This window comes from Paenibacillus sp. FSL H8-0537 (genome assembly GCF_038051995.1).
In the GTDB taxonomy this organism is placed as follows: domain Bacteria; phylum Bacillota; class Bacilli; order Paenibacillales; family Paenibacillaceae; genus Pristimantibacillus.
Genome location: NZ_CP150290.1, coordinates 6,983,111 through 7,005,912, shown reverse-complemented (window position 1 = coordinate 7,005,912; position 22,802 = coordinate 6,983,111). Strand labels below are relative to the sequence as shown.

Sequence of the window (22,802 nt, the reverse complement as noted above, 5' to 3'; positions counted from 1 at the left end):
AGACGTCACTCCTTATCAAAATCGCCGAAACGGCGCAATTAAGCCATATTCTGTCGAATGAATGTCATTTTTCCAAGGAAAACATCCACAATATGAAGAAATGAAAATGGTTGAGTTATAAATAGGTGATTAACTTGTTCACATTTTTATCCACAGGCTGTTAATAAGATTGAGGATAAAGGGAAGGTATCCACATATAAAACATAACTATCATAGCAAAAGATCCCTTGTATTTCAACGGATTCGAAGATTTTATCCACATATTCAATAGCTTGTGTATAAAAGTTGCGCACAACACTAGATATTGTTTATATCTTGTTAAGATTTCGACAAAGTTCGTAAGTCCGCTGAAAAAGTTGTACACAGCTTATTCATTTTCTGCAAAATAGCCGATTTCATTCATTTATCCACAGCTTCCGATTTATTGTTTGTAAGACGCAGGATGAGTTGACTTTCCGATGGGTACGTGCTTTAATTGAACTACCTGTTTTTTTTATGAAGAAGTACGGGAGGTGCAGAGTAAATGAGACCTACATTTAGACCGAATGTTAGCAAACGTAAAAAAGTGCATGGATTCCGCAAGCGGATGAGCACTAAAAACGGACGTAAAGTTTTGGCGGCGCGTCGTCAAAGAGGCAGAAAAGTTCTTAGCGCATAAGCAAAAGACCACGTCGGGTGGTCTTTTTTTTTGCCTTGCCGGCGATACTTTTGAACATAATATAGGAAAGAACGGTGAAATGGAGTCGTGCAAAGAAGATTGCGTCTGCGTAACCGTAGCGACTTTGGCCGGGTCTACCGGGGAGGCAGATCGTTCGCCAACGGGCAGTTCGTCGTATATTGGTCGAAGCAGCCTGTGGCGGAGCCTTTCCGACTGGGCATTTCAGCAAGCAAAAAAATCGGCAATGCGGTTGTTCGCAATCGGATGCGCCGCGTCATTAAAGAAATCATCAGGTTGAATGAGGCAAGGATTGTTCCAAAGGTCGATTTCATCATTATTGTTAGAAAGCCTGCGGTGGCGATGGAGACGAGCCAGATGGAAAAAAGCATTATGCATGTGCTAAGGAAGGCCGGGCTCCTCAAGCGTTAAGCGGAGACCACTTTATAGCCCATTGGGGACAGTCCGTTTCGTTTAGACGTAAGAGGTACGCGGATAATAGAATTGGCTACCCCCATTAATATTAAAAACGGTTACATAGGTGACGAAATTACCTTATGCCCTTCCTTTCTTTTGTCCTACCAATTATGGTATAGTTTAAAGGATGAGAAGGTATAGGAAATATGTCTGTAACGATGCAGATTTATCTCATGCGAAACTGCGTAGTTTGTGCTGAATGGCGACGAAACCGTTTAATGCTGGATAGGCGAAGCATCGGCTCTCAAGAGAGGAGTTTTCATGTTGTTTCGGAAAGAAAACCGTAAATGGCTTTTTGTTTTTGGCATGCTAATGACTATGGTAATCATTGCAGGCTGCGGGACGGAGATAGCTCAAACGACGAGCACGGAGGACTTGCTGAAAGGCGGTTTCTGGCAGCGTAATGTCGTTTACTATTTTGCGATTACCCTAGATACATTCGCAGATTGGTTTGCCGGATCGTATGGCTTGGCCATCCTGCTCATTACCATTATTGTAAGAACAGCCATTTTGCCGCTGACGATTAAGCAATATCGCAGCTCGAAGGCTATGCAGGCTTTGCAGCCGCAAATCGCAGAGATGAAGAAGAAATACAAGGATGACCCTAAAAAGCAGCAGGAAGAGACAATGAAACTGTTCCAGGCTAATCAGGTAAATCCGATGGCAGGATGTTTGCCACTCATTATACAGATGCCTGTATTTATCGCGCTCTATAATGCGATTTATATGAACCCTGAGGTGCGTACTCATGCTTTCTTGTGGTTGCAGCTAGGGGAGAAGGACCCTTATTACATTCTTCCCGTTATCGCCGCGGCGACAACTTTCATCCAATCGAAGATGATGCAGAAGCAGCAGACGCAAACAATGCCTGGTATGGGAGCTATGCTTGCCATTTTCCCAGTATTGATTTTCGTCATGGCGATTAATTTCCCAGCAGCTCTGCCGCTTTACTGGATTTACAGCAACATTTACACAATTGTTCAAAACTATTTCTTGTATGTGCGCAATGCTGAGAAAAAAGGCAATGACGATACAGGTACCAACGATAAACAATCTAAAGGTAAGGGTAAACGTAAGGGGGCCCTCGCGAAATGAAGAAAATCGTTGCATCAGGGAAAACGGTAGAAGAGGCTGTACAGAGTGGTTTGACACAATTAAATGTGGCTGAGGATCGTGTGAGGGTAGCTGTTCTTGAGCAGCCGTCCAAAGGATTCCTCGGTTTGATCGGCGTGAAAGAAGCGAAAGTAGAACTGGAGCTTATTCCTGATCCAACAAGTGAAGCTGAGCAATTCCTTCTGGAAGTAGCGAGCACAATGGGACTAGCTGTATCCGTTGAACGCAAGCAGACCAGGGAAGGCACGCAGCTTTCGATTTCAGGCGGGGGAGATCTCGGCATGTTAATCGGAAGGCGCGGGCAAACGCTCGATGCATTGCAGTACTTGGTTAATATTGTGGCAAATCGCTATTCGGACAGTCATCTTCGTATCGTACTTGATGCAGAGGATTTTCGCGAGCGCCGGCGCAAGACGCTCGAAGAGCTGTCAGAGCGCCTTGCGGGCAGAGTAATTCGCACGAAAAAAGAGGTCGTGCTGGAGCCGATGTCTTCCCATGAGCGGAAGGTCATTCATTCCCAGCTGCAAAATCATCCTCGTGTGAAGACATACAGCAAAGGTGATGAGCCGCATCGACGGATTGTCATTGCCCTGAAGTCATAAAGGTAGAACAGATTCGCAGCAATGGCTCCCATGGTCATTGCTGTTTTTCCATTTGAGAGGTGCTGAACACAATGATACAAGATACGATAGCCGCGATTTCAACCGCTGTTGGAGAGGGCGGTATTGCCATTATCCGCATAAGCGGTCCGAATGCAATTGCCGGGACAGCTGCACTATTTCAAAGCCGAACTGATCTGCGCGAAGCAGACAGCCATACGGTGCATTATGGGCATATCGTTCATCCAGCTACAGGCGAGCAGATTGAAGAGGTGCTGGTGACGCTAATGCGTGGGCCGCGTTCTTTTACAGCCGAGGATGTTGTGGAAATCAATGCTCATGGCGGCGTAGTCGCAGTTAAGAAGGTGCTCGATGTGGTGCTGATGCAGGAAGATATGCGATTAGCTGAGCCTGGCGAGTTTACGAAACGGGCCTTTCTGAACGGGCGCATCGATTTAATGCAGGCGGAAGCGGTCATCGATCTTATTCGTTCAAAGTCGGATCGCGCTTTCTCCATCGCGCGCAAGCAAGCAGAAGGCTTGCTGTCCAAGCGGATTAAAGCGCTCAGGCAGACGGTCATTGAGCTGCTGGCGCATATTGAAGTAAATATTGATTATCCTGAGCATGATGTCGAGGAAATGACGACGGCTTATATTCGTGATCAAAGCCAAATTGCGCTGGATGAGATCGCTAAGCTTTTAAAAACAGCAAATGAAGGCAAAATATTAAGAGAAGGTATTATGACGGCAATCGTCGGCAGGCCGAACGTAGGCAAGTCATCATTGCTTAATATGCTGGCGCAGGAAAATAAAGCGATTGTGACCGATATTCCCGGCACAACGCGTGATGTCATAGAGGAATATGTCACGCTTAATAACATTCCGCTGCGGCTGCTTGATACGGCAGGCATTCGCGAGACGAGCGATCTCGTCGAGCAGCTTGGGGTGGAGCGGTCGCATACGGCACTTGCGGAAGCCGATCTTATTTTATTCGTGCTGAATTATAATGAGCCGCTGCATGCCGATGACCGTGAGCTGCTGGACCGAATGGCGGGGCGCCAAGTGGTATTGGTCATTAATAAAACCGACCTGCCAGGCAAGCTCGACATGGAAGAAATCGAGAAGCGTTTCAGCTCAGAAGCGATTGTCCGCATGTCGGTGCTGCAGGAAGCGGGCCTGGATTATTTGGAGAAGGCAATTAGCGGAATGTTTTTCGAAGGCAAGCTGGATTCCGGCGATTTGACCTACGTCAGCAATGTGCGGCATATTGCTTTATTAAAGAGGGCGCAGCGTTCGCTGCTTGATGGTATCGAGGCAGCGGAGGCGGGCATCCCGATTGATGTGATGCAAATTGACGTTCGTTCAGCTTGGGAGTCGCTTGGTGAGATTCTCGGGGATGCGGTCCACGATTCATTGATTGATCAAATCTTTTCACAATTTTGTTTGGGCAAATAATAAGCGATCAATAGCCTCCGGACGAACATCCATCAGGCTAGCAGCGCTTTGGGAGGTACTTGGAATGGGATACGAAGCAGGACAATATGATGTTATCGTTATCGGTGCGGGACATGCGGGCAGCGAAGCTGCGCTTGCGGCAGCACGCATGGGCTGTGAGACGCTATTGCTGACGATAAATTTGGATATGGTGGCCTTCATGCCATGCAATCCGTCGATTGGCGGACCGGCCAAAGGGCATGTCGTTCGTGAGCTTGACGCTTTAGGCGGCGAAATGGGCCGTAATATTGATAAAACCTTTATTCAAATGCGGATGCTGAATACAGGCAAAGGGCCTGCGGTTCACGCGCTTCGCGCACAGGCGGATAAGTTTGCCTACCAGCATGAAATGAAAAAGACGATTGAGGAGACGCCAAAGCTGACGCTGCGCCAAGGAATGGCAGAGGAACTGATGGTGGAGGAAGGCAAAATAGTGGGGCTTGTGACGAAAACAGGCGCGATCTATCGGTCGAAGACGATCGTCTTGACAACAGGCACCTATTTGCGGGGCAAAATCATTATGGGCGAGCTGATGTATGAGAGCGGCCCGAATAATCAGCAGCCTTCGCTGAAGCTGTCAGCAAGTCTGAAGGAGCATGGCTTCGAGCTAGTGCGTTTCAAAACCGGTACGCCGCCACGCGTGCACAAGGATACAATTGATTTTACAAAGACAGAAATTCAACCGGGTGATGAGCAGCCGAAATTTTTCTCGCATGAGACGATTTCCTCCAATAATGAGCAGCTTCCATGCTGGTTGACTTATACGTCTGAGCAAACACACAAAATCATTAACGATAATTTGCATCGTGCACCGATGTTTTCGGGAGCAATTGAAGGCACAGGCCCAAGATATTGTCCGTCGATCGAAGATAAAATTGTGCGTTTTGCCGATAAGCCAAAGCATCAGATTTTTCTGGAGCCGGAAGGTCTGCATACGTCAGAGTATTATGTACAAGGACTTTCCACAAGCATGCCGGAAGATGTCCAATTAGGCATTTTACGATCAATCCCAGGTTTGGAAAAAGTTGAGATGATGCGCAATGGCTATGCGATTGAATATGATGCAGTCGTGCCGACGCAGCTATGGCCTTCATTGGAGACAAAAGTTGTTGACGGGTTATTCACAGCTGGACAAATCAACGGTACTTCCGGTTATGAGGAAGCGGCTGGCCAGGGTGTTATTGCAGGCATAAACGCTGCTCGTAAAGTGCAAGGGAAAGAACCGGTCATTATTGCGCGTTCCCAAGGCTATATTGGCGTAATGATCGATGACCTTGTAACGAAGGGGACGAATGATCCTTATCGGTTGCTGACTTCCCGTGCAGAATATCGCTTGCTGCTTCGCCATGACAACGCTGACCTGCGTCTGACTCCAATTGGCTATGAAATTGGTTTGATTTCGGAAGAGCGTTATGAAAGCTTTTTGAATAAAAAAGCATTGGTTGAACAAGAAATTGAAAGATTGCGCACGACAAAAGTGAAACCAGAAGCAGCGCTACCCGTATTAAAAGCTGCGGAATCAGCTGAAATTCCGTTTACGGTAGATGCGTTATCGCTGCTGCGCCGTCCAGAAATTACGTATGCGATGCTGGAAAGCATCACGCCTTCAGAGCTTGCTTTGACAGAGGAAATGAAAGAGCAGGTTGAAATTCAAATTAAATATGCCGGATACATTGAGAAGCAGCTGTTGCAGGTTGAACGACTGAGCAAAATGGAGAAAAAACGGATACCGGATGATATCGATTATTTCGATGTACAGGGGCTTGCTTCTGAAGCGAAGCAAAAGCTGTCTGACATCAGACCGTTGTCCATCGGTCAGGCTTCCAGGGTAGCTGGCGTAACGCCAGCCGATATTTCCATACTGCTCGTTTATTTAGAGCATTATAACCGCGTTGTAGCGGCGAGAGGATAGAAGAACAAACGATGGAACAGACGATAGAGTGGTTTCCAATGCTGATGCAAGAGCGGGGAATAGCCATATCCCAGCATCAGCTTGATCAGTTCGATACGTATTATCGCTTATTGGTCGAATGGAATGAACGCATGAATTTGACCGGTATAACAGAACGTGAAGCCGTCTATGAAAAGCATTTTTATGATTCGGTTTCCCTTTCTTTTTTTATCGATATGAAAGCAGTCAATAAAATAGCGGATATTGGGTCCGGTGCAGGCTTTCCGAGCATTCCATTAAAAATTTGCTTTCCGCATTTGAAAATAGTGATTGTTGATTCCTTGAATAAACGTATCCAGTTTCTTAATGCTTTGGCAGAGCAACTGGGTATTGCGGACGATGTCAGCTGTGTTCATGGACGTGCCGAGGATATCGGCAGACTGCAAGGTCATCGTGATGCCTATGACTTGGTAACAGCAAGAGCTGTTGCCAGGCTGAATGTTCTGAATGAGTTTTGTTTGCCCTTTGTACGCAAGGGCGGTCTGTTCGCAGCGATGAAAGGTTCGCAAAGTGAGGAAGAGGTTCGGGAAGCGGGGACCAGCTTGAAGGAGCTGAAAGCTGCTGTCCGTTCCGAGCACAGCTTCACATTACCATTCGAACAATCCGAACGGCATATTGTGCTGATTGAGAAACGTGAAGCAACTCCGCGCAAATATCCCCGTAAAGCGGGAACACCGCTAAAACAGCCTATTTTATAAACACGATGTACACGATTACTTATTATAGAATTTAAGCTTGAGGCAGATAAATGGAAATGGTAAGTTTAGGGATGTTTCACGTGAAACATTGCTTGCTATTTCCAGATTTCTGCTTGTATTTTTATTTAGCATTCAAGGCTGTCAAGCAGGAAATACTTAGGGGCAAGTAGAAATAATAGAGAGAACAAAATAGTAGGAAGCTCATTATTTTTGCAGAACAGCACACATATTTTTAAATATAAGAATGTTTAGGTATCCTCTTATAATCGGCGCATATCTCATTGTTAATCGGTAGCTTTACCGCCAGAGGACGGTGCCAGCCGATTACGCGTGTATTCAAAATCATTTGTAGCCTTCTGTAACAATTTCCGATAGTCTCTATTGAAGTGGAACAGAATATAAGCAAGACTGTTATTTGGCAGCACATCTTTGAAGCTGGCTCTGCTCATGTAATGGAGCCGTTTCTTGATCGGGTGGTAGTGGATAAATGAAAGAGCATCTTTCTCGTTTGTTTGGTTTGAATGACCAACGCAGTAACAACAATGAAGAGGTTAAACAAATTCCGGTTAATGAAATCGACACGAGTCCATTTCAACCAAGGTCCATATTTGATGATGATCGAATTGATGAATTATGCCAGACGATTAAGACGCACGGCATTATTCAGCCTATCGTTGTGCGGATGCGGAATAACCGTTATGAAATCATTGCGGGAGAACGCCGCTGGCGTGCTGTAACGAAGCTTGGTTATGATACGATACCAGGCATTATTCGTGAGTTTAATGACTCACAAACGGCATCTATCGCGTTAATCGAAAATTTGCAGCGGGAAAATCTAACGGCTATTGAAGAGGCTGTTGCTTATCAAAAGCTGATTGAGCTGCATCAATTGACGCAGGAAAGCTTGGCACAGCGTTTGGGGAAAAGTCAATCAACGATTGCCAATAAGCTAAGATTGCTGGCACTTAATAATGTAGTTAAAAGCGCGTTAATGGAACGTAAAATTACCGAACGTCACGCACGGGCATTGTTGGCTCTGCCTACTGAAGAGCTTCAGCTTCAAGTGCTGGAAGAGATTATTTCCAAAGAACTCAATGTAAAGCAAACGGAAATTCGAATTGCTTTTCTGAATGAGACAGTTAAAGCTAAAAAAGCGAAAAGGGTATCTTTTACGAAAGATGTTCGGCTTGCTCTTAATACAATTAGACAGTCTATTGAGATGGTGTCAGGCTCTGGCCTGCAAATTAAGACAAATGAGAAGGATCATGAGGATCATTATGAAATTGTGATTCACATTCCTAAACGTTAGGCGTATGATTCGTTATAGGGACTCTTAAATCCTCATTTGCATGTAGATACTATTAAATGCGATAATAGATTTAACTGCTGCCGTCCTCGCTGCTTGCTGAGGGCGGCGAATCCATTTATGCTAATATTACTACTAGGCGATGTCCCGCTACTGGACGGTTACCGCTTATATTGCTTCTTTGTTAATAGCTTTTACACAGAGTATAGAGGTGAAAGACTTGTCTAAAATTATAGCAATAGCGAATCAGAAGGGTGGCGTCGGCAAAACGACGACATCAGTTAATTTGGGTGCTTGTCTGGCGACGCTTGGCAGACGGGTGCTGCTTGTTGATATTGATCCGCAAGGCAATACGACTAGCGGAGTAGGTATTAATAAGGCAGATGTTGAAAGCTGTATTTATGATGTGCTTGTAAATGATATTGATCCACATGAAGCGATGGCAGATACGAAAATTCCTGGCTTAAAAATTATCCCTGCCACCATTCAACTTGCTGGGGCGGAGATTGAGTTAGTTCCAACTATTTCCAGGGAAGTTCGTTTAAAGAAAGCGCTGCATTTATTAAAAGATCAGTTCGATTATATTTTAATCGATTGCCCACCATCTTTGGGATTATTAACCATTAATTCCTTGACCGCTGCTGATTCGGTCATTATTCCAATTCAATGTGAATATTACGCCCTGGAGGGCTTGAGCCAACTTCTGAATACGGTGAGATTGGTGCAAAAACATTTAAACACAACGCTGCAAATTGAAGGCGTATTGCTCACTATGCTTGACGCCAGAACGAATCTGGGTATTCAGGTTATTGAAGAAGTGAAGAAATACTTTCAACAGAAGGTATACCAAACGATTATTCCGCGTAATGTACGCTTAAGTGAAGCACCTTCTCATGGACAAGCGATCATTACGTATGATCCCAAATCGAAGGGTGCAGAAGTATATCTTGAACTGGCGAAGGAAGTGATTACGTATGAGCAAGCGGCTAGGTAGAGGTCTGGATGCACTTATTCCATCGCTTTCGGTAAACGATGATGATAAAGTCATTGAGGTTGCAATTGCGCAATTGCGACCAAACCCTTACCAACCACGGAAAACATTTGATGAACAGTCGATAAAAGAATTGGCGGAATCGATTAAGCAGCATGGTGTCATTCAGCCTATTATTGTTCGCACTGTAATGAAGGGCTATGAGATTATTGCGGGCGAACGTCGATTCAGAGCATCGCAGTTTTGCGGCAATGCGACTGTTCCGGCAGTTGTCAGATCCTTCTCGGATCAACAGGTTATGGAAATTGCGTTGGTTGAAAATTTACAGCGTGAAGATCTAAATGCGATAGAAGTGGCGATAGCTTATCAGAACCTAATGGACAAGTTCAAGCTGACCCAAGAAGAGCTTTCTATGAAAGTAGGCAAGTCCAGATCGCATATTGCTAACTTCGTGAGATTGCTGGCATTGCCAGAATCTATTAAAGACAATGTTTCACGTGGAACAATTTCCATGGGACATGCCCGTGCACTGGCAGGCATTAAAGATTTGAAGGTGCAGCTGGAATTGGCCGAACTCATTATTAATCAGGGCTGGAGCGTACGTGAGCTGGAGGAAGCGATTCAGAAGCTGGAGTCGATTAAGGATGAGGACAGCAATGACGGCAAACAGGCCAAAGGCAAAACGAAGAAGCGTGATCCTTATATTGAAAGCTTAGAGGAATCGCTCAGAGAACGCTTCAAAACAACAGTGAAAATTAAGCAGCAAAAGGATAAAGGGAAAATCGAACTTCAATATTATAATAAACAGGACTTGGAACGGCTTCTGGAGATGCTTCAATACATGGCGTAGTCTTGATAAGATAGCATACCCGAGGTGTAATCTTTGATCCTGAAGATTAAACTAAGGTATGCTATTGTTATGAGAAGAAACGTTAGTGATGGTAGGAGTGGATGGATGATGAATACTGATGGTGAAAAAATCATTTACTTAGATCATGCTGCAACTTCATGGCCGAAACCTAACTCGGTTATTGATGCTGTAAATCATGCTATGCTGCATGATGCAGCTAACCCGGGGAGAGGCAGTCATCGAATGGCTGTTCGAGCAAGCCGTGTGTTGTTTGATACACGAAAGCAATTAGCTAAACTGTTTCGGGTGAGAAACCCTAATGATATTGCATTTGCAGGGAATACGACAGGCGCTTTGAATATGGCGATAAAAGGCTATCTCAAAGAAGGCGACCATGTAGTTGCTACTGGAATTGAACATAATTCCGTAAGACGGCCGTTGGAGTTTTTAAAGCAGTCACTCGGGATAAAGGTCACCTACGTAGAGGCGGACGAACAGGGTAATATAACGGTTGATCAAGTACGGGATGCAATTGTGCCGAAGACGACGCTAGTTATCGTGAGCCATAGTTCAAACCTGCTGGGAACCATTGTTCCTTTAGCTGAAATTGGCGAGCTGACCCGCCAAAGAGGTGTGAAGCTGCTAGTGGATGCTGCTCAAAGTGCAGGAATTCTGGAAATTGACGTTGAAGCTATGGGGATTGATATGCTTGCTTTCCCTGGGCATAAAGGGCTGCTCGGTCCACAGGGCACAGGGGGCTTGTACATCCATCCGGAGCTAGACCTTGTTCCAATGCTCCACGGCGGTACTGGAAGCCAATCTGAGGCGGCTGAGCAGCCTCATGTGCGTCCGGATCGTTATGAAGCGGGGACGCAAAATACGCCAGGTCTGGCTGGTTTGAAGGCTGGCGTGGAGTATGTTCTGAATGAGACGGTTCATAAAATCCATACTAAGGAATGGACGCTTACCCAGCAGATGATGGAGGGGTTGTCTGCGGTAGAAGGAATCAGGCTGCTTGGGCCGAAGCTTGGTCAGCAGCGGACGGGTATGGTTTCTTTTGTGGCGGAAGGCGTAGATCCTTCGGAGATGTCTTTTATTTTAGACCAGCATTACCAGATCGCTGTGCGTGCAGGGTTTCATTGTACGCCGCTTGCTCATGCCAGCGCAGGTACGATGGCTACAGGAGCGGTTAGAGCGAGTGTGGGTTATTTTACAACAGAGGCGGAAGTGAGTGCTCTCGTTGATGCGGTGCGTGAAATACGTACGCAATATAAAATTTGATTTATTTCTGGGGGCGGAAAGGTTTACATGAATGATTGGATGAACAACCCTTTATACGGTTTGTTGGCATTACTGGTACTGCTGCTTTTTATTATTTTAATTTGGGTCATTTCTCTGGGAAGAAGGCTCAAAAAACTGCGTAAGCAGTACGTTGAGGTCATGGGCAATACAGGTGTGACGAATATTGAAGAAGTCGTTATTGGTCTGAAGCAGGAAATAGCCGAGCATGCAAGGCATTCTAGAGCAGTGGAGGCGCAGTTGGAGCAACTGGAACGGCGCCAGCTTGAGGAGAAGGGACGCTTGGGTATTATTCGCTATAATGCGTTCTCGGAGCAAGGAAGCGACCTTAGCTTCTCCATTGCAATTGTAAATGCCGCGCAAGACGGAGTCGTCGTGTCGAGTATTCATAACAGGGATAGTGCTTATGTGTATGCCAAGCCGTTAGAGGGCGGAAAATCAACGTATCCGTTAACACCGGAAGAGCTGCAGGCGATTGCGAAAGCAAAATAAAAAGGGCGAGTCTAGAGCTTGAGGTTGTATCATTCGGCTGAAGCGGCTTGTTCTCTAGCCTGAAGCATGACACGATTGCTGCCCATTACAGCGGAGAAAAGGCCAAAGGCAATAAGGTCGGCCATCTTGATAACAAGATGCAGACGGGTATTTTGCAGCACGAAGTATTCCATAAAACCACCCACATTCACGATGCCGGTAATATGCATATCACCGACAGGCGGGAGCTCCTTATTAACACCGGCTCCAGGGCGTACCGGACCCGTTCCAATATGAACGGAGCCAATGCTGGATACTTGTCCTAAACAAGCATCAATGCCAATGATAAATGGATTGTGGTGGTTTTGATGAATAAGTGCCAGCGTATCGGTCAGGTTCATCGCGTGAACCGGCTCTTCCAGCGTGCCGTATAAAGCAAAGTAAGGGCTGTTGTATTTTGCGAGAGAGGTTCCGATGATGGGGCCAAGCGAATCGCCCGTTGAACGGTCGGTACCCACGCATACGATGATGAGCGGCCTGGTACCTGAAAGCTCATTGAGCATCAGGGAGAGGCGGTTTACGATTAACGTCATGGCGTTGGTATCGGTATGCGGAACTTTCAATGGTACATCCTTCAAAAAAGAAAGTTTCATAGAATCCCTCCGTTATAGCTAATATGTTATCTAGTATATGGATGGGACAACCATTTTATACGTCATAAACCCACTGATTACGTTGCGTAAAAAGAGGGAGAGGAGAAAACTGGCTTATGTTGATTGCCTTTGATTCCACACAGCAGGCGTTGCGCGCGGAAATGCTGCTCGAATATGCGGAGATTGAAATAGATATTTGTCCAACCCCTAAAGAGATTACGGCGGGGTGCGCCTTGTCTATTCATTTTCCAGAGGACGATTTGGAGACGGTGCAGCAGGTCATTGTGTCTGAGAACGTTGAAATAAGAGGGATTTTTAAACCTATTCACTCGGGATATGAACAAGTGAATCTGTAGGAGGAAATAGCTCTTGAATACACTAAACATGTACAAAAACTTCATGGATTGGTTGACCAATGTGGAAACTTGGCAGCGCTTCGGCGAATCAGCACTTCGGATAGCGCTCATTATTGTTATTACGCATTTGTTAATATGGATTGTCAATAAATCGATTGATCGTATATTATCAAATAAACAAACAAGCCGGTTGCCGATGCAGGCTAGAAGAATGGTCACGGTAGGACGGCTGCTCAAAAATATCGTTATGTACGCTTGCTATTTAATTGGCGGCATGCTGTTAATGTCGGAGCTGGGCATTCAGCTGGGGCCGCTGCTCGCAGGTGCCGGAATCGTAGGTTTGGCTATTGGCTTTGGCGCGCAGAGCTTGGTGAAGGACATTATTACCGGATTCTTTATTATTTTGGAGGACCAGTTTGCCGTGGGCGATGTCATTCAGGCTGGACAGTTTAAAGGAACGGTCGAGGTTATCGGATTGCGTACAACTAGGCTGCTGAGCTGGACAGGGGAAATATTCATCATTCCAAATGGCATGATTAATGAGGTGACGAACTTCTCCTTGCGCAACTCTGTAGCAGTCGTGGACGTTTCGATCGGCTATGAGGAAGATGTAGATCGGGCGACAAGCATTATCCAAGCAACCGTAGATAAGCTGGAGGATGAAAATCTTGCCAAACCGCCTGAGGTTCTCGGTATTCAGCTGATGGGCGCAACAGATGTCAAAATCCGTATCATAGCGGAATGCTTGCCTAATACCCAGCATGCGCTGGCTAGGAAGATTAATTTGCAGGTGAAGAAAGCTTTGGTTGAGAACGGTATGGATACACCGTATCCACGCATGGTTACCTATCATCGCGATGAGAGGAGCGGAGAAAGAAATGGAGCGTAAGCAATTTGAGCTTGGTGATGTCGTACAGATGAAAAAGCAGCATCCTTGCGGTTCGAATGAAATGGAAATTATTCGAATGGGCATGGATATCCGTATTAAATGCGTAGGCTGCAAGCACAGTGTATTAATACCTCGGGCGAAGTTTGAGAAAAATATGAAAAAAGTGCTTCGTTCCACCGCTTCTGCTGATGGTGGGCAAGCGCCGGCCCAGTATGAGCTGGACTCTCAATGAAAAATCATTGACGGAATAAATGATTACAGGAATGAGTGACCTCCAGCCTTTTATTTAAAGGCGATGGAGGTTTTTTTATTTCTCGGCTTTTCCAACGTTTACAGCCTGGAAACAACGCGGACGTCTTTCAGATACTTTTGCTCCGTATAGTATGTTTTGACATTAGAAATACTATGTCTTAGCGATCAGGAGAGAGTGGAGGAAAGAAGCCGATGTGTGGAATTTCCGGAATCATCCGATACGGCAATGGAAGTGATCCAACGGATAGAGAGATTAGCAGCATGATGGAGCAGATAGGACATCGAGGTCCTAATCAATCCGGCATCCAGCTTATGGATAGAGCAGCATTAGGCTTTAACAGGCTTTCTATTGTTGATATTGAAGATGGAGCCCAGCCAATGACCAATGAAAATGGACAGGTTTGGCTTATTTTTAATGGAGAAATATATAATTATAAAGAGCTGAGACAACAGCTGCTGAGTAAAGGCCATCAGTTTCGCAATCGTACCGATTCAGAGATCATCGTGCATCTCTATGAGGAGTATGGAATAGATTGCGTGCACCATTTAAGAGGTATGTTCAGCTTTGTGATTTGGGATAGAAAGGAACAGCGCCTGTTTGCGGCGCGGGACCATTTTGGGATAAAGCCGTTCTATTATTCGCAGGAGGAGCATCAGTTTCTTTTTTCATCAGAATTAAAGGGGCTTCTGGCTGTAAGCGGGCAAGCTCCGCATGTGGATTATGCCAGCATGATGCACTATTTGACCTTTCAGTACGTACCGCAGCCGCAGACGATGTTTAAAGGGATTCAGAAGCTGGAGCCGGGGCATTTTATGCTTGTTGATCGGGAAGGCAGGATAACCAAGCGGCGTTATTGGGAGCCTGCTTTTGAACCGGAGCAGCGGCCGATAGGCACATTTATAGAGGAAATAAGAGCTGTGCTTCGCGATTCGGTGAAGCTGCATCGCCAGGGTGATGTGCCGCTTGGCAGTTTTTTATCAGGCGGAATCGACTCGTCAGCGATTGCAGCGTTATCGATGCAGGAGCAGCTAACGAAGACCTTCTCGGTAGGCTTTGCAGGAGAGCGAAATGAAAATGAATATGCCCGGGCAGCGGCTGATGTAATTGGCTCCAAGCATTATGAAGAAGAAATAACGCCGGAGCAATTTTTTGCAAATACGCAAAAAGCAGTATGGCATATGGACGAGCCCGTTGCCGATCCGTCAGCTGTTGCGTTATACAGCCTATCTCAGCTGGCAGGAAAGCAGGTAACGGTCGTCATGTCGGGAGAGGGGGCAGATGAGCTGTTCGGCGGTTATGGGATCTATGGCGAGCCACGCTCGTTGCGGCCTGTCTCATGGCTGCCGGACGGCATGAAGTCGCGGCTGCATCGAATGGTGGAGCGGGTTCCGCTCGCTTTTCGCGGGAAAAACTATTTGTTACGCGGTTTCTCGCCGATTGAGCAGCGTTTTTACGGAAATGCCAAGCTGTTTAATGAAAAAGATAAACAACAAATCACGCTGCTTAATCCGGAACGTTTTGAGGCGATGCAGCCTTCGGCTTCATTAACAAGCGACGTTTATTATAATAGCCGCCATCTAGATGATGTGACTCGAATGCAGTTAATTGATATGAACTTCTGGCTGCCGGGCGATATTTTGATGAAAGCGGATAAAATGAGCATGGCGCATTCGCTGGAGCTGCGCGTTCCTTTTCTCGATAAAGAGGTGTTTGAGGTGGCCCGCAAAATTCCAGCCGAATACAAGCTGGCGAACGGAACGACCAAATACGTGCTGAGGGAAGCGATGCGAGGCATTCTTCCTGAGCCGCTAGTGCAGCGGCCCAAGCTTGGATTTCCAATCCCGCTCCGCAAGTGGCTGCATGGAAAGATTGGAGATCAAATGCTGGAGCAAATTAGCTTTGTGCCGCAGTGGTTTAATGTCCATGCCGCCCGTCTAATGCTGATGCAGCACCGGGAGGGCAAGGGAGATTACTCGCGGAAGCTGTGGGCGCTTTATATATTCGCAGTATGGCATTCCACCTTTATTGGTCAATATTCCTTTGGGCAAGCGCGCACGCAGCAGCTGCAAATAGGCACGAATCGGTTGCATGCTAACGGCATAAAAATATAAGAGGTTTTAGTTGCATCGAGTCGGCAAATATGATAAGATCTTCTTATATGCGGAGAGGTACCCAAGAGGCCCAAGGGGGCTGACTCGAAATCAGCTAGGCGTGTCAAAGCGTGCGTGGGTTCGAATCCCACCTTCTCCGCCATTCTCGCACATATGCGCTGTTACAGCGATTGTAATACTATAGTGTTACCTATGAAAAAGCTGGTTCCTGCTTCAAACGGGAATCAGCTTTTTTTGTTGTGCTTATTATGAAATGAAACCAGTCCCTTAAGGAGCTGGCTTCGCTTCCATCGTTTTTTTGGACAGAATAATAATAATTGCAGCTGCTACGGATAACAGGGTACAGCACGTAAACATGGCAGGGTAAGAGCTGCTTTGCAGTAGAATGCCCATTGCGAATCCGCCAAGGGAAAAACCAAGGTCGTAGGACGATAAAAAAATCGCCATCAGCACATAGCGGGTTTTCTCCGGCAAAATAAAAGAAAGATAGGTCGTCAGCGTTGGATAGAGCAGCGCAACGGCGAAGCCATTAAATACGGCAGACACGTATACAAAAGCACCTACAATGTCCAGCATGGCCAGCAGTTGGCTCCCCAGCGCAGCAGACAGCAGCATCCCAGCCATGAGCCATGTATTCCAGCTGCCATTGGACGGGATTTTTTTGCGCAAAACAAACCGGCAGGTGATGACGACCAGACCCTGTATTGTTAAATATACACCGGCATTCCCTGAGCCGGCTGCTAACATAAACAGCGGAAGAAAGGTCGCGGTTGCCCCAAACACGCAGGAAGCCAGCAGCATAATGATGCTGCTAATGAGCAAGGGTGGACTCGTCCAAATCGTGCCCAGGGAAGCAGCCATATCGCGAAGCGTATAGGTTTTGTCCTGTACAGTCCGTTCCGGAAGCGCCGCGCGGTAGAAGACGAGCAGGGGACCGATAGCCAGCACGATCATCAGCAGGGCGAATAGCAGCTGGCTGTCGCTTTGCCATATTTGTAAAGCGGCGATCGGAATAACGAGTGACGGGACCATTGTAAACAAGGTGTACATGGATAGCCCCTGAGCCCGATCTTTATTTTCCAAAGATTCAACAATTCCCACCTGCATCGTCATGGAGAAAAAAGCCGTTATAGCCCCCTGCAGCGCTCTGAGCCAAATGTATTGCTCCGTTCCGCTAACGGTATAAATGAGCAGGAGGACAGCATGGGCACAAAGCAGCCATTTCATAACGGAAAGCGGGCCAAAACGGCCAATTAGCTGTGCGGCAAAAGGTCTGAAGAGCATACATGTAAACATATAGGCTCCCATAATGAAGCCGATCTCCGCCTGATTCATGAGGGCTGCCTCGCTTCGGAGCGGCAAAATAATCGTTAAAGCCGAATTGGCTGCGAAAAAGAAAAAGGCCAAAACATACAAGCGAATAAATGAAGCAGAGGAAGGATGCTGCTTCGCTGATACAAAATGCAAGATAATACCCACCTTTGTGCAAATCAATTAAGCCATACTCTGATTACTTTACCATGGAACAGGCATTTTATAATATAAAATAAACATACGAAAAAGGAGCTCTTGCGAGCTCCTTCAGGCTGTCGAGAAAGTCTCGACAGCCATCTTTATAAGCATTTGGTTTAACACGACACCGCGTTACTATGGTATAATAAAGATAACTTATACGAACGGAAGGTGTCGCCCTATGCTGCGTTCTAATCGAGATAAACAACAAAGTTACGAGTTCGTTTCCATAGAAGACTTAGTGCCTGTTGATCATATGCTTCGCAAGATCGACAAGTATATTGATTTTTCCTTTATTGATGAAAAGGTTCGACATCTGTATTCACAAGATAACGGGCGTCCAGCCATTGATCCGCTTGTTCTTTTCAAGATGATCTTTCTGGGCTATTTCTACGGGATTCGTTCCGAACGTCAGCTTGAACGCGAAGTGCAAACGAATCTCGCGTATCGTTGGTTTTTAGGACTGGGATTAACGGATCGTGTGCCTGACCATACAACGATTAGTTGGAACCGGCGTACCCGGTTTAAAGATACTTCTGTTTTTCAAGACATCTTTGATGAGATTGTGCTGCAAGCCGTCTCGCATCGCATGGTTGGCGGCCGTGTGCTGGTTTCGGATTCGACCCATGTCAAAGCGAACGCGAACAAAAACAAATACACGAAAGAACAAGTCAAGCAAAACACAAGAGATTATCTCGATGAGCTAAATGCAGCCGTTGAAACGGATCGTCAAACCCAAGGAAAAAAGCACTAAAACCACGGGAGGAGGTGAACGAGGACAAGGAAGTGAAGGTGAGCACAACGGATCCGGACAGCGGATATATGTTTCGGGAAGGCAAGCCAGAAGGCTTCTTTTATTTGGATCATCGCACCGTTGATGTGAAGTACAACCTCATTACCGATGTTTTCGTAACCGCAGGCAACGTCCATGATTCCGTCCCGTATCTCTCTCGATTAGACCGTCAGCGTAAACGTTTTGGTTTTGAGGTAGAAGCCGTTGCTTTAGATTCAGGCTACATGACCACGCCCATTTGCAAAGGGCTGGAAGAACGTAAAATCTTTGGTGTCATCGCGCATCGCAGATTTCATCCCACGCAAGGGTTGTACCCGAAGTGGAAATTCACGTATGAGGCCGAGCGAAACGTGTACCGCTGTCCCGAGCAGCAGGAACTGGTGTACCGCACGACGGATCGTCACGGGTACCGACATTATGCTTCGGATCCGAAGAGGTGTGCCGCTTGTCCTGTCCTGGAAAAATGTACGCGATCTCGCAACAAGCGAAAGATCGTCACGCGGCACATCTGGGAGAATAGTAAGGAGCAAGTGCGATTAAACCGCCTCAGCAAGTCAGGCAAAAGGCTATACCGAAAACGAAAAGAGACGATTGAGCGAAGCTTCGCGGATGCTAAACAGCTCCATGGGTTTCGCTATTGCCGGTTGCGGGGACTGCGCAATGCTACGGAGCAAGCGCTGATGACCACAGCCGTGCAAAACATGAAGAAGATCGCCCTCTATCTTGAAAGGAGGGCGCAATAGAGGAATCCTCCTCCTTTAGCTTCGTTTGGATCCCCAAAACAAAGAGAAACCCAAGCGTCTTGGAACAAGACGTAGGGTTTCTCGACAATCTGAAGGAGCTCTTGCGAGCTCCTTCTCCTGACGGTGTTTGATCGATTGAGTACATTTTCTCACTACTTTACAACAGAAACATGGGAGCAATCACTATTCAATCAGTACCAACGTTTCCGCTGCTGCGTATTCGTTAACTGACCTGTCCATTCTTCTGGCTGGCGGCATATACCGCTTTACTTTTGGAAATGGGCAAGTGTGCGTGTGTTACGGACATTGTCTTTGGCACAACCCTCCGCTTCTAAAGCTCAGTGGACAAATTCCTCTTGTAGCAGCCCTTGCACTATGAAGTCCAACGGAACCACACCTCTCTTCACACCGTCATAAATTAGAATGCCCACGCTGGGCGAAAGCTATACATTCGTTTTGAAATTTAGTGGCCCATTCGCTTCCACTTGCGCTCGTGGTTCGAGTTGTCCGGGAAGCGTTGGCCTTTGCTCAGCTTTACCTTCTGCGGGTTTTGAATGCCTTGATGAAAGGAATTGACGCCATCCTCGATGTAAGTGCCATCATTCGGCGCCTTATCGCCAGCGGAAAACAATGTTCCTTCGCCCATCGTAAATAACCTCCTGTACATGATGTGGATTGCCATTGAAGCCGTTATGACGTCATGACATAAGCCTGCAAGCATAATGAAATCGTCTGCCCGCTACATTAATATGAGCCGAGGGCTGGACGTTCATGAACGCCAGATAACGGGAGGAAATAGAAGCTTGTTTTTGGGCTATATATTTGGTATAGTTAGAGGATGCGAGTAAGAACCTCGCTCCTTGCTCCATTTATGGGGCCGTTAGTCCAAAAGGAGGTGAAACATAATGCGCAAATACGAAGTGATGTACATTGTTCGTCCTGATGTTGAGCAAGAAGCTCTTCAAGCTGTCGTTGAGAAATTTAATGGCATCATCTCCAATGGTGGAGAAGTTACGAAACAAGATGTTAGCGGTAAACGCCGTCTTGCGTATGAGATCAACAAGATTCGTGAGGGATACTACGTTCTGGTTCATTTCAACGGAACTACGGAAGTCGTTAACGAACTTGACCGTATCCTGAAGATTACGGATGAAATTATCCGCTTCTTGGTCGTCAGAGACGTAGCTTAGTTGAAGCCAAGGATTGATCGATTGGGAGGTCAGAGACGATGTTGAATCGTGTAATACTTATTGGTAGATTGACGAGAGATCCAGAATTGCGTTACACGCCTGCTGGCGTTGCAGTAGCGCAATTTACAATAGCAGTTGACCGTCCGTTTACGAGCGGTCAGGGCGAGCGTGAAGCGGATTTCATTCCGGTAGTCACGTGGCGTCAGCTAGCCGAGACATGCGCCAACTACTTACGCAAAGGCCGCTTAACGGCGGTTGAAGGTCGCATTCAGGTTCGGAACTACGAGAACAACGAAGGCAAGCGCGTCTATGTGACGGAAGTAATCGCTGACAACGTCCGTTTCTTGGAATCCAACAAGGATGCGGGCGGAGCGCGTGAAGAGAGCGGTGCCATGAGCGGCGGAGGCGGTTCTTTCGGAGGCGGTTCTTCCTACGGTAACGGTGGAGGAGGCGGAGGCGGCTATAACAGCAACAACAACAACAGTAATAACAATAGCGGCCGCTCCAGTAACAACTCACGTAACGACAACCGTGATCCGTTCTCGGATGATGGTCGACCGATCGATATATCTGAGGATGATTTGCCATTTTAATTGAAAGGATGGATTCGAATGAGCTTTAAGCCAAGAGATGGCGGAGACGGAGAGCGTCCAGAACGCAAATTCGGCGGCCGCAAAGGCGGACGTAACAAACGCCGTAAAGTTTGCTTCTTCACCGTGAACAAGATCACTAAAGTTGATTATAAAGACACGGACCTGCTTAAAAAGTTTATCAGCGAGCGCGGCAAAATTTTGCCACGTCGTGTAACTGGAACAAGCGCGAAGTACCAACGCCTGCTGACTGTTGCGATCAAACGTTCGCGTCAAGTAGCATTGCTGCCGTACACTACAGAATAGATTTTTCTATTCAAAAGAAGTCTGCCTGAGATTCGTCTAGGCAGGCTTCTTTTTTATGCCTATTTATGATGGTTGATTTGGGCAGGCTGAATAAAAGGCAAAAAGAGACCCACAGCAACGGGCTGTGGGTCTAAGCATTTATATTAATTAAAAGGGGGGTTGAGTACTAGTATAGAGGTTGTTTATTAAAACAAGATGAAGAGAACTTTGCAAATACATTACTAATCATTGCAAGTCATTTCACGTTATTTCAAGCTTGTGGGGCGACACTGGGAATGGATGCTTGCTCGTGGCTGCTGGACAGCTTGCGAGAAAGCACAATCAAAATCACAGCAAGCAAAACGCCAAATGAGCCAATCCACGTAATGCTAGGCAAGGAGACTTTGGCGACGATTAGTCCGCCTGCGCTTGCACCAACAGCCATCGCTAGCTGCAGTACGGAAGTATTCAGGCTGAGCATAATGCTCGATGCGCCCGGAGCAAGCGTCAGCAAATTGTATTGCTGTGTAGGTCCGGATGACCAAGCAGCAAATGACCACAGCATAAGCAGCGGGAAGACAATAACAGAAGAGCTGGAGCTGAAGGAAATGAACAGTAGAGCAGCAGCATGAACGAGCATACCTCCCATTAACGTACGCTTCACGCCCCATTTATCTGTGCTGAAGCCGCCTAGCTTGGAGCCAATCAGGCTGGCTACCCCAAAACCGAACAAGGCGATGCTTAGTGTATTTTCGCTCATAGAAGTGACTTGTAGAAGGTAGGGCGAAATGTACGTATAGGGAATCGAATAGCCGGCTATCCATAAGAAAGTGACACCTAAAGCAGCGGCTATTTTTGGAGTTTTGAGCAGAGCTAGCTGCTCCCGCAGCGGTACAGAAGGCTCGCCATCATATCTTGGAATAGCAAATGCAATAATAAGGATGGCAAGCAAACCGAGTACGCCGATGCCACCGAAGACGCTTTTCCAGTCATAAGAGGCTGCTACCATACGGCCAATTGGAATGCCGATGATAAGCGCGGCAGTAAACCCCGTTACGACGGTAGCGAGTGCGCTGGCCTGTTTGCCTGGCGGTGCCATTTTTGTAGCAAGCGTTAGTGATGTTACAACGACGACGCCTGCCCCAAGCGCCATAATGATGCGTGCTGCAATAAAATAGCCAAAGCCTGGAAGAGCGATGGCAAGCAAGTTGCCAAGAACGAAGACGACCATCGCATACATGAGCAGCTTGCGGCGTTCAATCCGTCCCGTCATGGCCATCAGAATAGGGGTGCCAAGCGCGTAAGTAAGCGAGAAGAAGGTGATGAGCTGGCCTGCGGCACTGACTGATACGCCAATATCCTCCGCTATTTTATCCAGTATCCCCGCAATGACGTATTCCGAAGTTCCAACCAAAAAACTAATTAAAGCAAGCAAATAAATTTTCCACGTGTTTGACAGCATGATGATAGAAAGTCCTCTCCACTTATATTTTCATATTTCTAAAAATATAGAAATTAAAATCA

At 46.6% G+C, this 22,802-nt stretch carries 24 protein-coding genes and 1 tRNA gene; 21 read left to right on the top strand and 4 right to left on the bottom strand.

Annotated elements, in window-relative coordinates:
- The first annotated feature begins 523 nt into the window (after positions 1–523).
- The 12 genes from rpmH to MHB80_RS29620 all read left to right on the top strand — a co-directional run bounded on the left by rpmH (position 524) and on the right by MHB80_RS29620 (position 11,924).
- Entirely contained in the window at positions 524–658 is a 135-nt protein-coding gene (gene rpmH / locus MHB80_RS29675; protein ID WP_074904820.1) for a 50S ribosomal protein L34, read from the top strand.
- Positions 659–745: 87 nt separating this feature from the next.
- Positions 746–1,087: a ribonuclease P protein component gene (gene rnpA, locus MHB80_RS29670; RefSeq protein WP_338553775.1), complete on the top strand. Its 342-nt coding sequence runs from the start codon at positions 746–748 to the stop codon at positions 1,085–1,087.
- Between the two features lie 306 nt (positions 1,088–1,393).
- Entirely contained in the window at positions 1,394–2,227 is an 834-nt protein-coding gene (yidC, locus tag MHB80_RS29665; protein WP_341280287.1) for a membrane protein insertase YidC, read from the top strand.
- Entirely contained in the window at positions 2,224–2,847 is a 624-nt protein-coding gene (gene jag / locus MHB80_RS29660; RefSeq protein WP_341280286.1) for an RNA-binding cell elongation regulator Jag/EloR, read from the top strand. The genes yidC and jag overlap by 4 nt, the downstream gene beginning before the upstream one ends.
- A 71-nt stretch (positions 2,848–2,918) precedes the next feature.
- Positions 2,919–4,298 carry a tRNA uridine-5-carboxymethylaminomethyl(34) synthesis GTPase MnmE gene (gene mnmE / locus MHB80_RS29655; RefSeq protein WP_341280285.1) on the top strand — a complete coding sequence of 460 codons (1,380 nt, stop codon included), beginning with the start codon at positions 2,919–2,921 and terminating at the stop codon, positions 4,296–4,298.
- 64 nt (positions 4,299–4,362) lie between these two features.
- Positions 4,363–6,249, top strand: coding sequence for a tRNA uridine-5-carboxymethylaminomethyl(34) synthesis enzyme MnmG (mnmG, locus tag MHB80_RS29650; protein WP_341280284.1), 1,887 nt, complete (start codon positions 4,363–4,365; stop codon positions 6,247–6,249).
- Positions 6,250–6,287: 38 nt separating this feature from the next.
- Positions 6,288–6,986 (top strand): 16S rRNA (guanine(527)-N(7))-methyltransferase RsmG, encoded by a 699-nt coding sequence (gene rsmG, locus MHB80_RS29645; RefSeq protein WP_341283120.1) that lies wholly within the window; start codon positions 6,288–6,290, stop codon positions 6,984–6,986.
- A 487-nt stretch (positions 6,987–7,473) separates the two neighbouring features.
- Entirely contained in the window at positions 7,474–8,295 is an 822-nt protein-coding gene (gene noc, locus MHB80_RS29640; RefSeq protein ID WP_341280283.1) for a nucleoid occlusion protein, read from the top strand.
- A gap of 217 nt (positions 8,296–8,512) precedes the next feature.
- Positions 8,513–9,286: an AAA family ATPase gene (locus MHB80_RS29635; protein ID WP_341280282.1), complete on the top strand. Its 774-nt coding sequence runs from the start codon at positions 8,513–8,515 to the stop codon at positions 9,284–9,286.
- Positions 9,267–10,133: a ParB/RepB/Spo0J family partition protein gene (locus MHB80_RS29630; protein WP_341280281.1), complete on the top strand. Its 867-nt coding sequence runs from the start codon at positions 9,267–9,269 to the stop codon at positions 10,131–10,133. The genes MHB80_RS29635 and MHB80_RS29630 overlap by 20 nt, the downstream gene beginning before the upstream one ends.
- 108 nt (positions 10,134–10,241) lie before the next feature.
- Positions 10,242–11,414 (top strand): aminotransferase class V-fold PLP-dependent enzyme, encoded by a 1,173-nt coding sequence (locus tag MHB80_RS29625; protein WP_341283119.1) that lies wholly within the window; start codon positions 10,242–10,244, stop codon positions 11,412–11,414.
- Positions 11,415–11,441: 27 nt separating this feature from the next.
- Entirely contained in the window at positions 11,442–11,924 is a 483-nt protein-coding gene (locus tag MHB80_RS29620) for a DUF4446 family protein (RefSeq protein WP_341280280.1), read from the top strand.
- 29 nt (positions 11,925–11,953) lie between these two features.
- Here the strand turns inward: MHB80_RS29620 and yyaC are convergent, their stop codons facing one another.
- Positions 11,954–12,556 carry a spore protease YyaC gene (yyaC, locus tag MHB80_RS29615; RefSeq protein WP_341280279.1) on the bottom strand — a complete coding sequence of 201 codons (603 nt, stop codon included), beginning with the start codon at positions 12,554–12,556 and terminating at the stop codon, positions 11,954–11,956.
- Positions 12,557–12,672: 116 nt separating this feature from the next.
- Here yyaC and MHB80_RS29610 point away from each other — a divergent pair, with 116 nt between their 5' ends.
- The 5 genes from MHB80_RS29610 (at position 12,673) to MHB80_RS29590 (ending at position 16,307) form a co-directional block, all read left to right on the top strand.
- Complete coding sequence (locus MHB80_RS29610) at positions 12,673–12,912, top strand: DUF3343 domain-containing protein (protein WP_341280278.1); 240 nt, start codon at positions 12,673–12,675, stop codon at positions 12,910–12,912.
- A 13-nt stretch (positions 12,913–12,925) separates the two neighbouring features.
- Positions 12,926–13,801, top strand: coding sequence for a mechanosensitive ion channel family protein (locus MHB80_RS29605; protein WP_341280277.1), 876 nt, complete (start codon positions 12,926–12,928; stop codon positions 13,799–13,801).
- A complete protein-coding gene (locus tag MHB80_RS29600) occupies positions 13,791–14,033 on the top strand; it encodes a DUF951 domain-containing protein (RefSeq protein ID WP_341280276.1) in 243 nt (80 codons plus the stop codon). The genes MHB80_RS29605 and MHB80_RS29600 overlap by 11 nt, the downstream gene beginning before the upstream one ends.
- 212 nt (positions 14,034–14,245) lie before the next feature.
- Positions 14,246–16,165 (top strand): asparagine synthase (glutamine-hydrolyzing), encoded by a 1,920-nt coding sequence (gene asnB, locus MHB80_RS29595; protein WP_341280275.1) that lies wholly within the window; start codon positions 14,246–14,248, stop codon positions 16,163–16,165.
- Between the two features lie 51 nt (positions 16,166–16,216).
- Positions 16,217–16,307 (top strand) — tRNA-Ser (locus MHB80_RS29590).
- Positions 16,308–16,432: 125 nt separating this feature from the next.
- Here MHB80_RS29590 and MHB80_RS29585 read toward each other — a convergent pair.
- Positions 16,433–17,632, bottom strand: coding sequence for an MFS transporter (locus MHB80_RS29585; protein WP_341280274.1), 1,200 nt, complete (start codon positions 17,630–17,632; stop codon positions 16,433–16,435).
- 226 nt (positions 17,633–17,858) lie between these two features.
- Here MHB80_RS29585 and MHB80_RS29580 point away from each other — a divergent pair.
- Positions 17,859–19,213, top strand: a protein-coding gene (locus MHB80_RS29580) for an IS1182 family transposase (protein WP_341280273.1) whose coding sequence is annotated in 2 segments (ribosomal slippage) — positions 17,859–18,426 and positions 18,426–19,213 — 1,356 coding nt in all. Because the reading frame shifts where the segments join, the coding sequence is not laid out codon by codon here.
- Positions 19,214–19,676: 463 nt separating this feature from the next.
- On the opposite strand, the gene MHB80_RS29575 is transcribed toward MHB80_RS29580, so the two are convergent.
- Positions 19,677–19,859 carry a YjzC family protein gene (locus MHB80_RS29575; RefSeq protein WP_341280272.1) on the bottom strand — a complete coding sequence of 61 codons (183 nt, stop codon included), beginning with the start codon at positions 19,857–19,859 and terminating at the stop codon, positions 19,677–19,679.
- 259 nt (positions 19,860–20,118) lie between these two features.
- On the opposite strand from MHB80_RS29575, the gene rpsF reads away from it, so the two are divergent.
- Genes rpsF through rpsR form a run of 3 tightly spaced genes read left to right on the top strand, consistent with a single transcriptional unit; the run spans position 20,119 to position 21,299 of the window.
- The gene (rpsF, locus tag MHB80_RS29570; protein ID WP_099517873.1) at positions 20,119–20,403 is read left to right on the top strand and encodes a 30S ribosomal protein S6; all 285 of its coding nucleotides are present in this window, start codon (positions 20,119–20,121) and stop codon (positions 20,401–20,403) included.
- Between the two features lie 38 nt (positions 20,404–20,441).
- Positions 20,442–20,996: a single-stranded DNA-binding protein gene (ssb, locus tag MHB80_RS29565; protein WP_341280271.1), complete on the top strand. Its 555-nt coding sequence runs from the start codon at positions 20,442–20,444 to the stop codon at positions 20,994–20,996.
- An 18-nt stretch (positions 20,997–21,014) separates the two neighbouring features.
- Entirely contained in the window at positions 21,015–21,299 is a 285-nt protein-coding gene (gene rpsR / locus MHB80_RS29560) for a 30S ribosomal protein S18 (protein ID WP_099517875.1), read from the top strand.
- Positions 21,300–21,549: 250 nt separating this feature from the next.
- Here rpsR and MHB80_RS29555 read toward each other — a convergent pair whose 3' ends face one another.
- The gene (locus tag MHB80_RS29555; protein ID WP_341283118.1) at positions 21,550–22,737 is read right to left on the bottom strand and encodes an MFS transporter; all 1,188 of its coding nucleotides are present in this window, start codon (positions 22,735–22,737) and stop codon (positions 21,550–21,552) included.
- Positions 22,738–22,802 lie beyond the last annotated feature (65 nt).

Bases quoted from the DNA above. Each gene is read 5' to 3' on its own strand.
- yidC (WP_341280287.1), top strand. From the start codon at position 1,394: ATGTTGTTTCGGAAAGAAAACCGTAAATGGCTTTTTGTTTTTGGCATG.
- yyaC (WP_341280279.1), bottom strand. From the start codon at position 12,556: ATGAAACTTTCTTTTTTGAAGGATGTACCATTGAAAGTTCCGCATACC.
- asnB (WP_341280275.1), top strand. From the start codon at position 14,246: ATGTGTGGAATTTCCGGAATCATCCGATACGGCAATGGAAGTGATCCA.
- MHB80_RS29610 (WP_341280278.1), top strand. From the start codon at position 12,673: ATGTTGATTGCCTTTGATTCCACACAGCAGGCGTTGCGCGCGGAAATG.
- MHB80_RS29625 (WP_341283119.1), top strand. From the start codon at position 10,242: ATGAATACTGATGGTGAAAAAATCATTTACTTAGATCATGCTGCAACT.
- noc (WP_341280283.1), top strand. From the start codon at position 7,474: ATGAAAGAGCATCTTTCTCGTTTGTTTGGTTTGAATGACCAACGCAGT.
- mnmG (WP_341280284.1), top strand. From the start codon at position 4,363: ATGGGATACGAAGCAGGACAATATGATGTTATCGTTATCGGTGCGGGA.
- MHB80_RS29575 (WP_341280272.1), bottom strand. From the start codon at position 19,859: ATGGGCGAAGGAACATTGTTTTCCGCTGGCGATAAGGCGCCGAATGAT.
- MHB80_RS29620 (WP_341280280.1), top strand. From the start codon at position 11,442: ATGAATGATTGGATGAACAACCCTTTATACGGTTTGTTGGCATTACTG.
- MHB80_RS29630 (WP_341280281.1), top strand. From the start codon at position 9,267: ATGAGCAAGCGGCTAGGTAGAGGTCTGGATGCACTTATTCCATCGCTT.
- rpmH (WP_074904820.1), top strand. From the start codon at position 524: ATGAGACCTACATTTAGACCGAATGTTAGCAAACGTAAAAAAGTGCAT.
- MHB80_RS29600 (WP_341280276.1), top strand. From the start codon at position 13,791: ATGGAGCGTAAGCAATTTGAGCTTGGTGATGTCGTACAGATGAAAAAG.
- rpsR (WP_099517875.1), top strand. From the start codon at position 21,015: ATGAGCTTTAAGCCAAGAGATGGCGGAGACGGAGAGCGTCCAGAACGC.
- ssb (WP_341280271.1), top strand. From the start codon at position 20,442: ATGTTGAATCGTGTAATACTTATTGGTAGATTGACGAGAGATCCAGAA.
- rsmG (WP_341283120.1), top strand. From the start codon at position 6,288: ATGCTGATGCAAGAGCGGGGAATAGCCATATCCCAGCATCAGCTTGAT.
- jag (WP_341280286.1), top strand. From the start codon at position 2,224: ATGAAGAAAATCGTTGCATCAGGGAAAACGGTAGAAGAGGCTGTACAG.
- mnmE (WP_341280285.1), top strand. From the start codon at position 2,919: ATGATACAAGATACGATAGCCGCGATTTCAACCGCTGTTGGAGAGGGC.
- rpsF (WP_099517873.1), top strand. From the start codon at position 20,119: ATGCGCAAATACGAAGTGATGTACATTGTTCGTCCTGATGTTGAGCAA.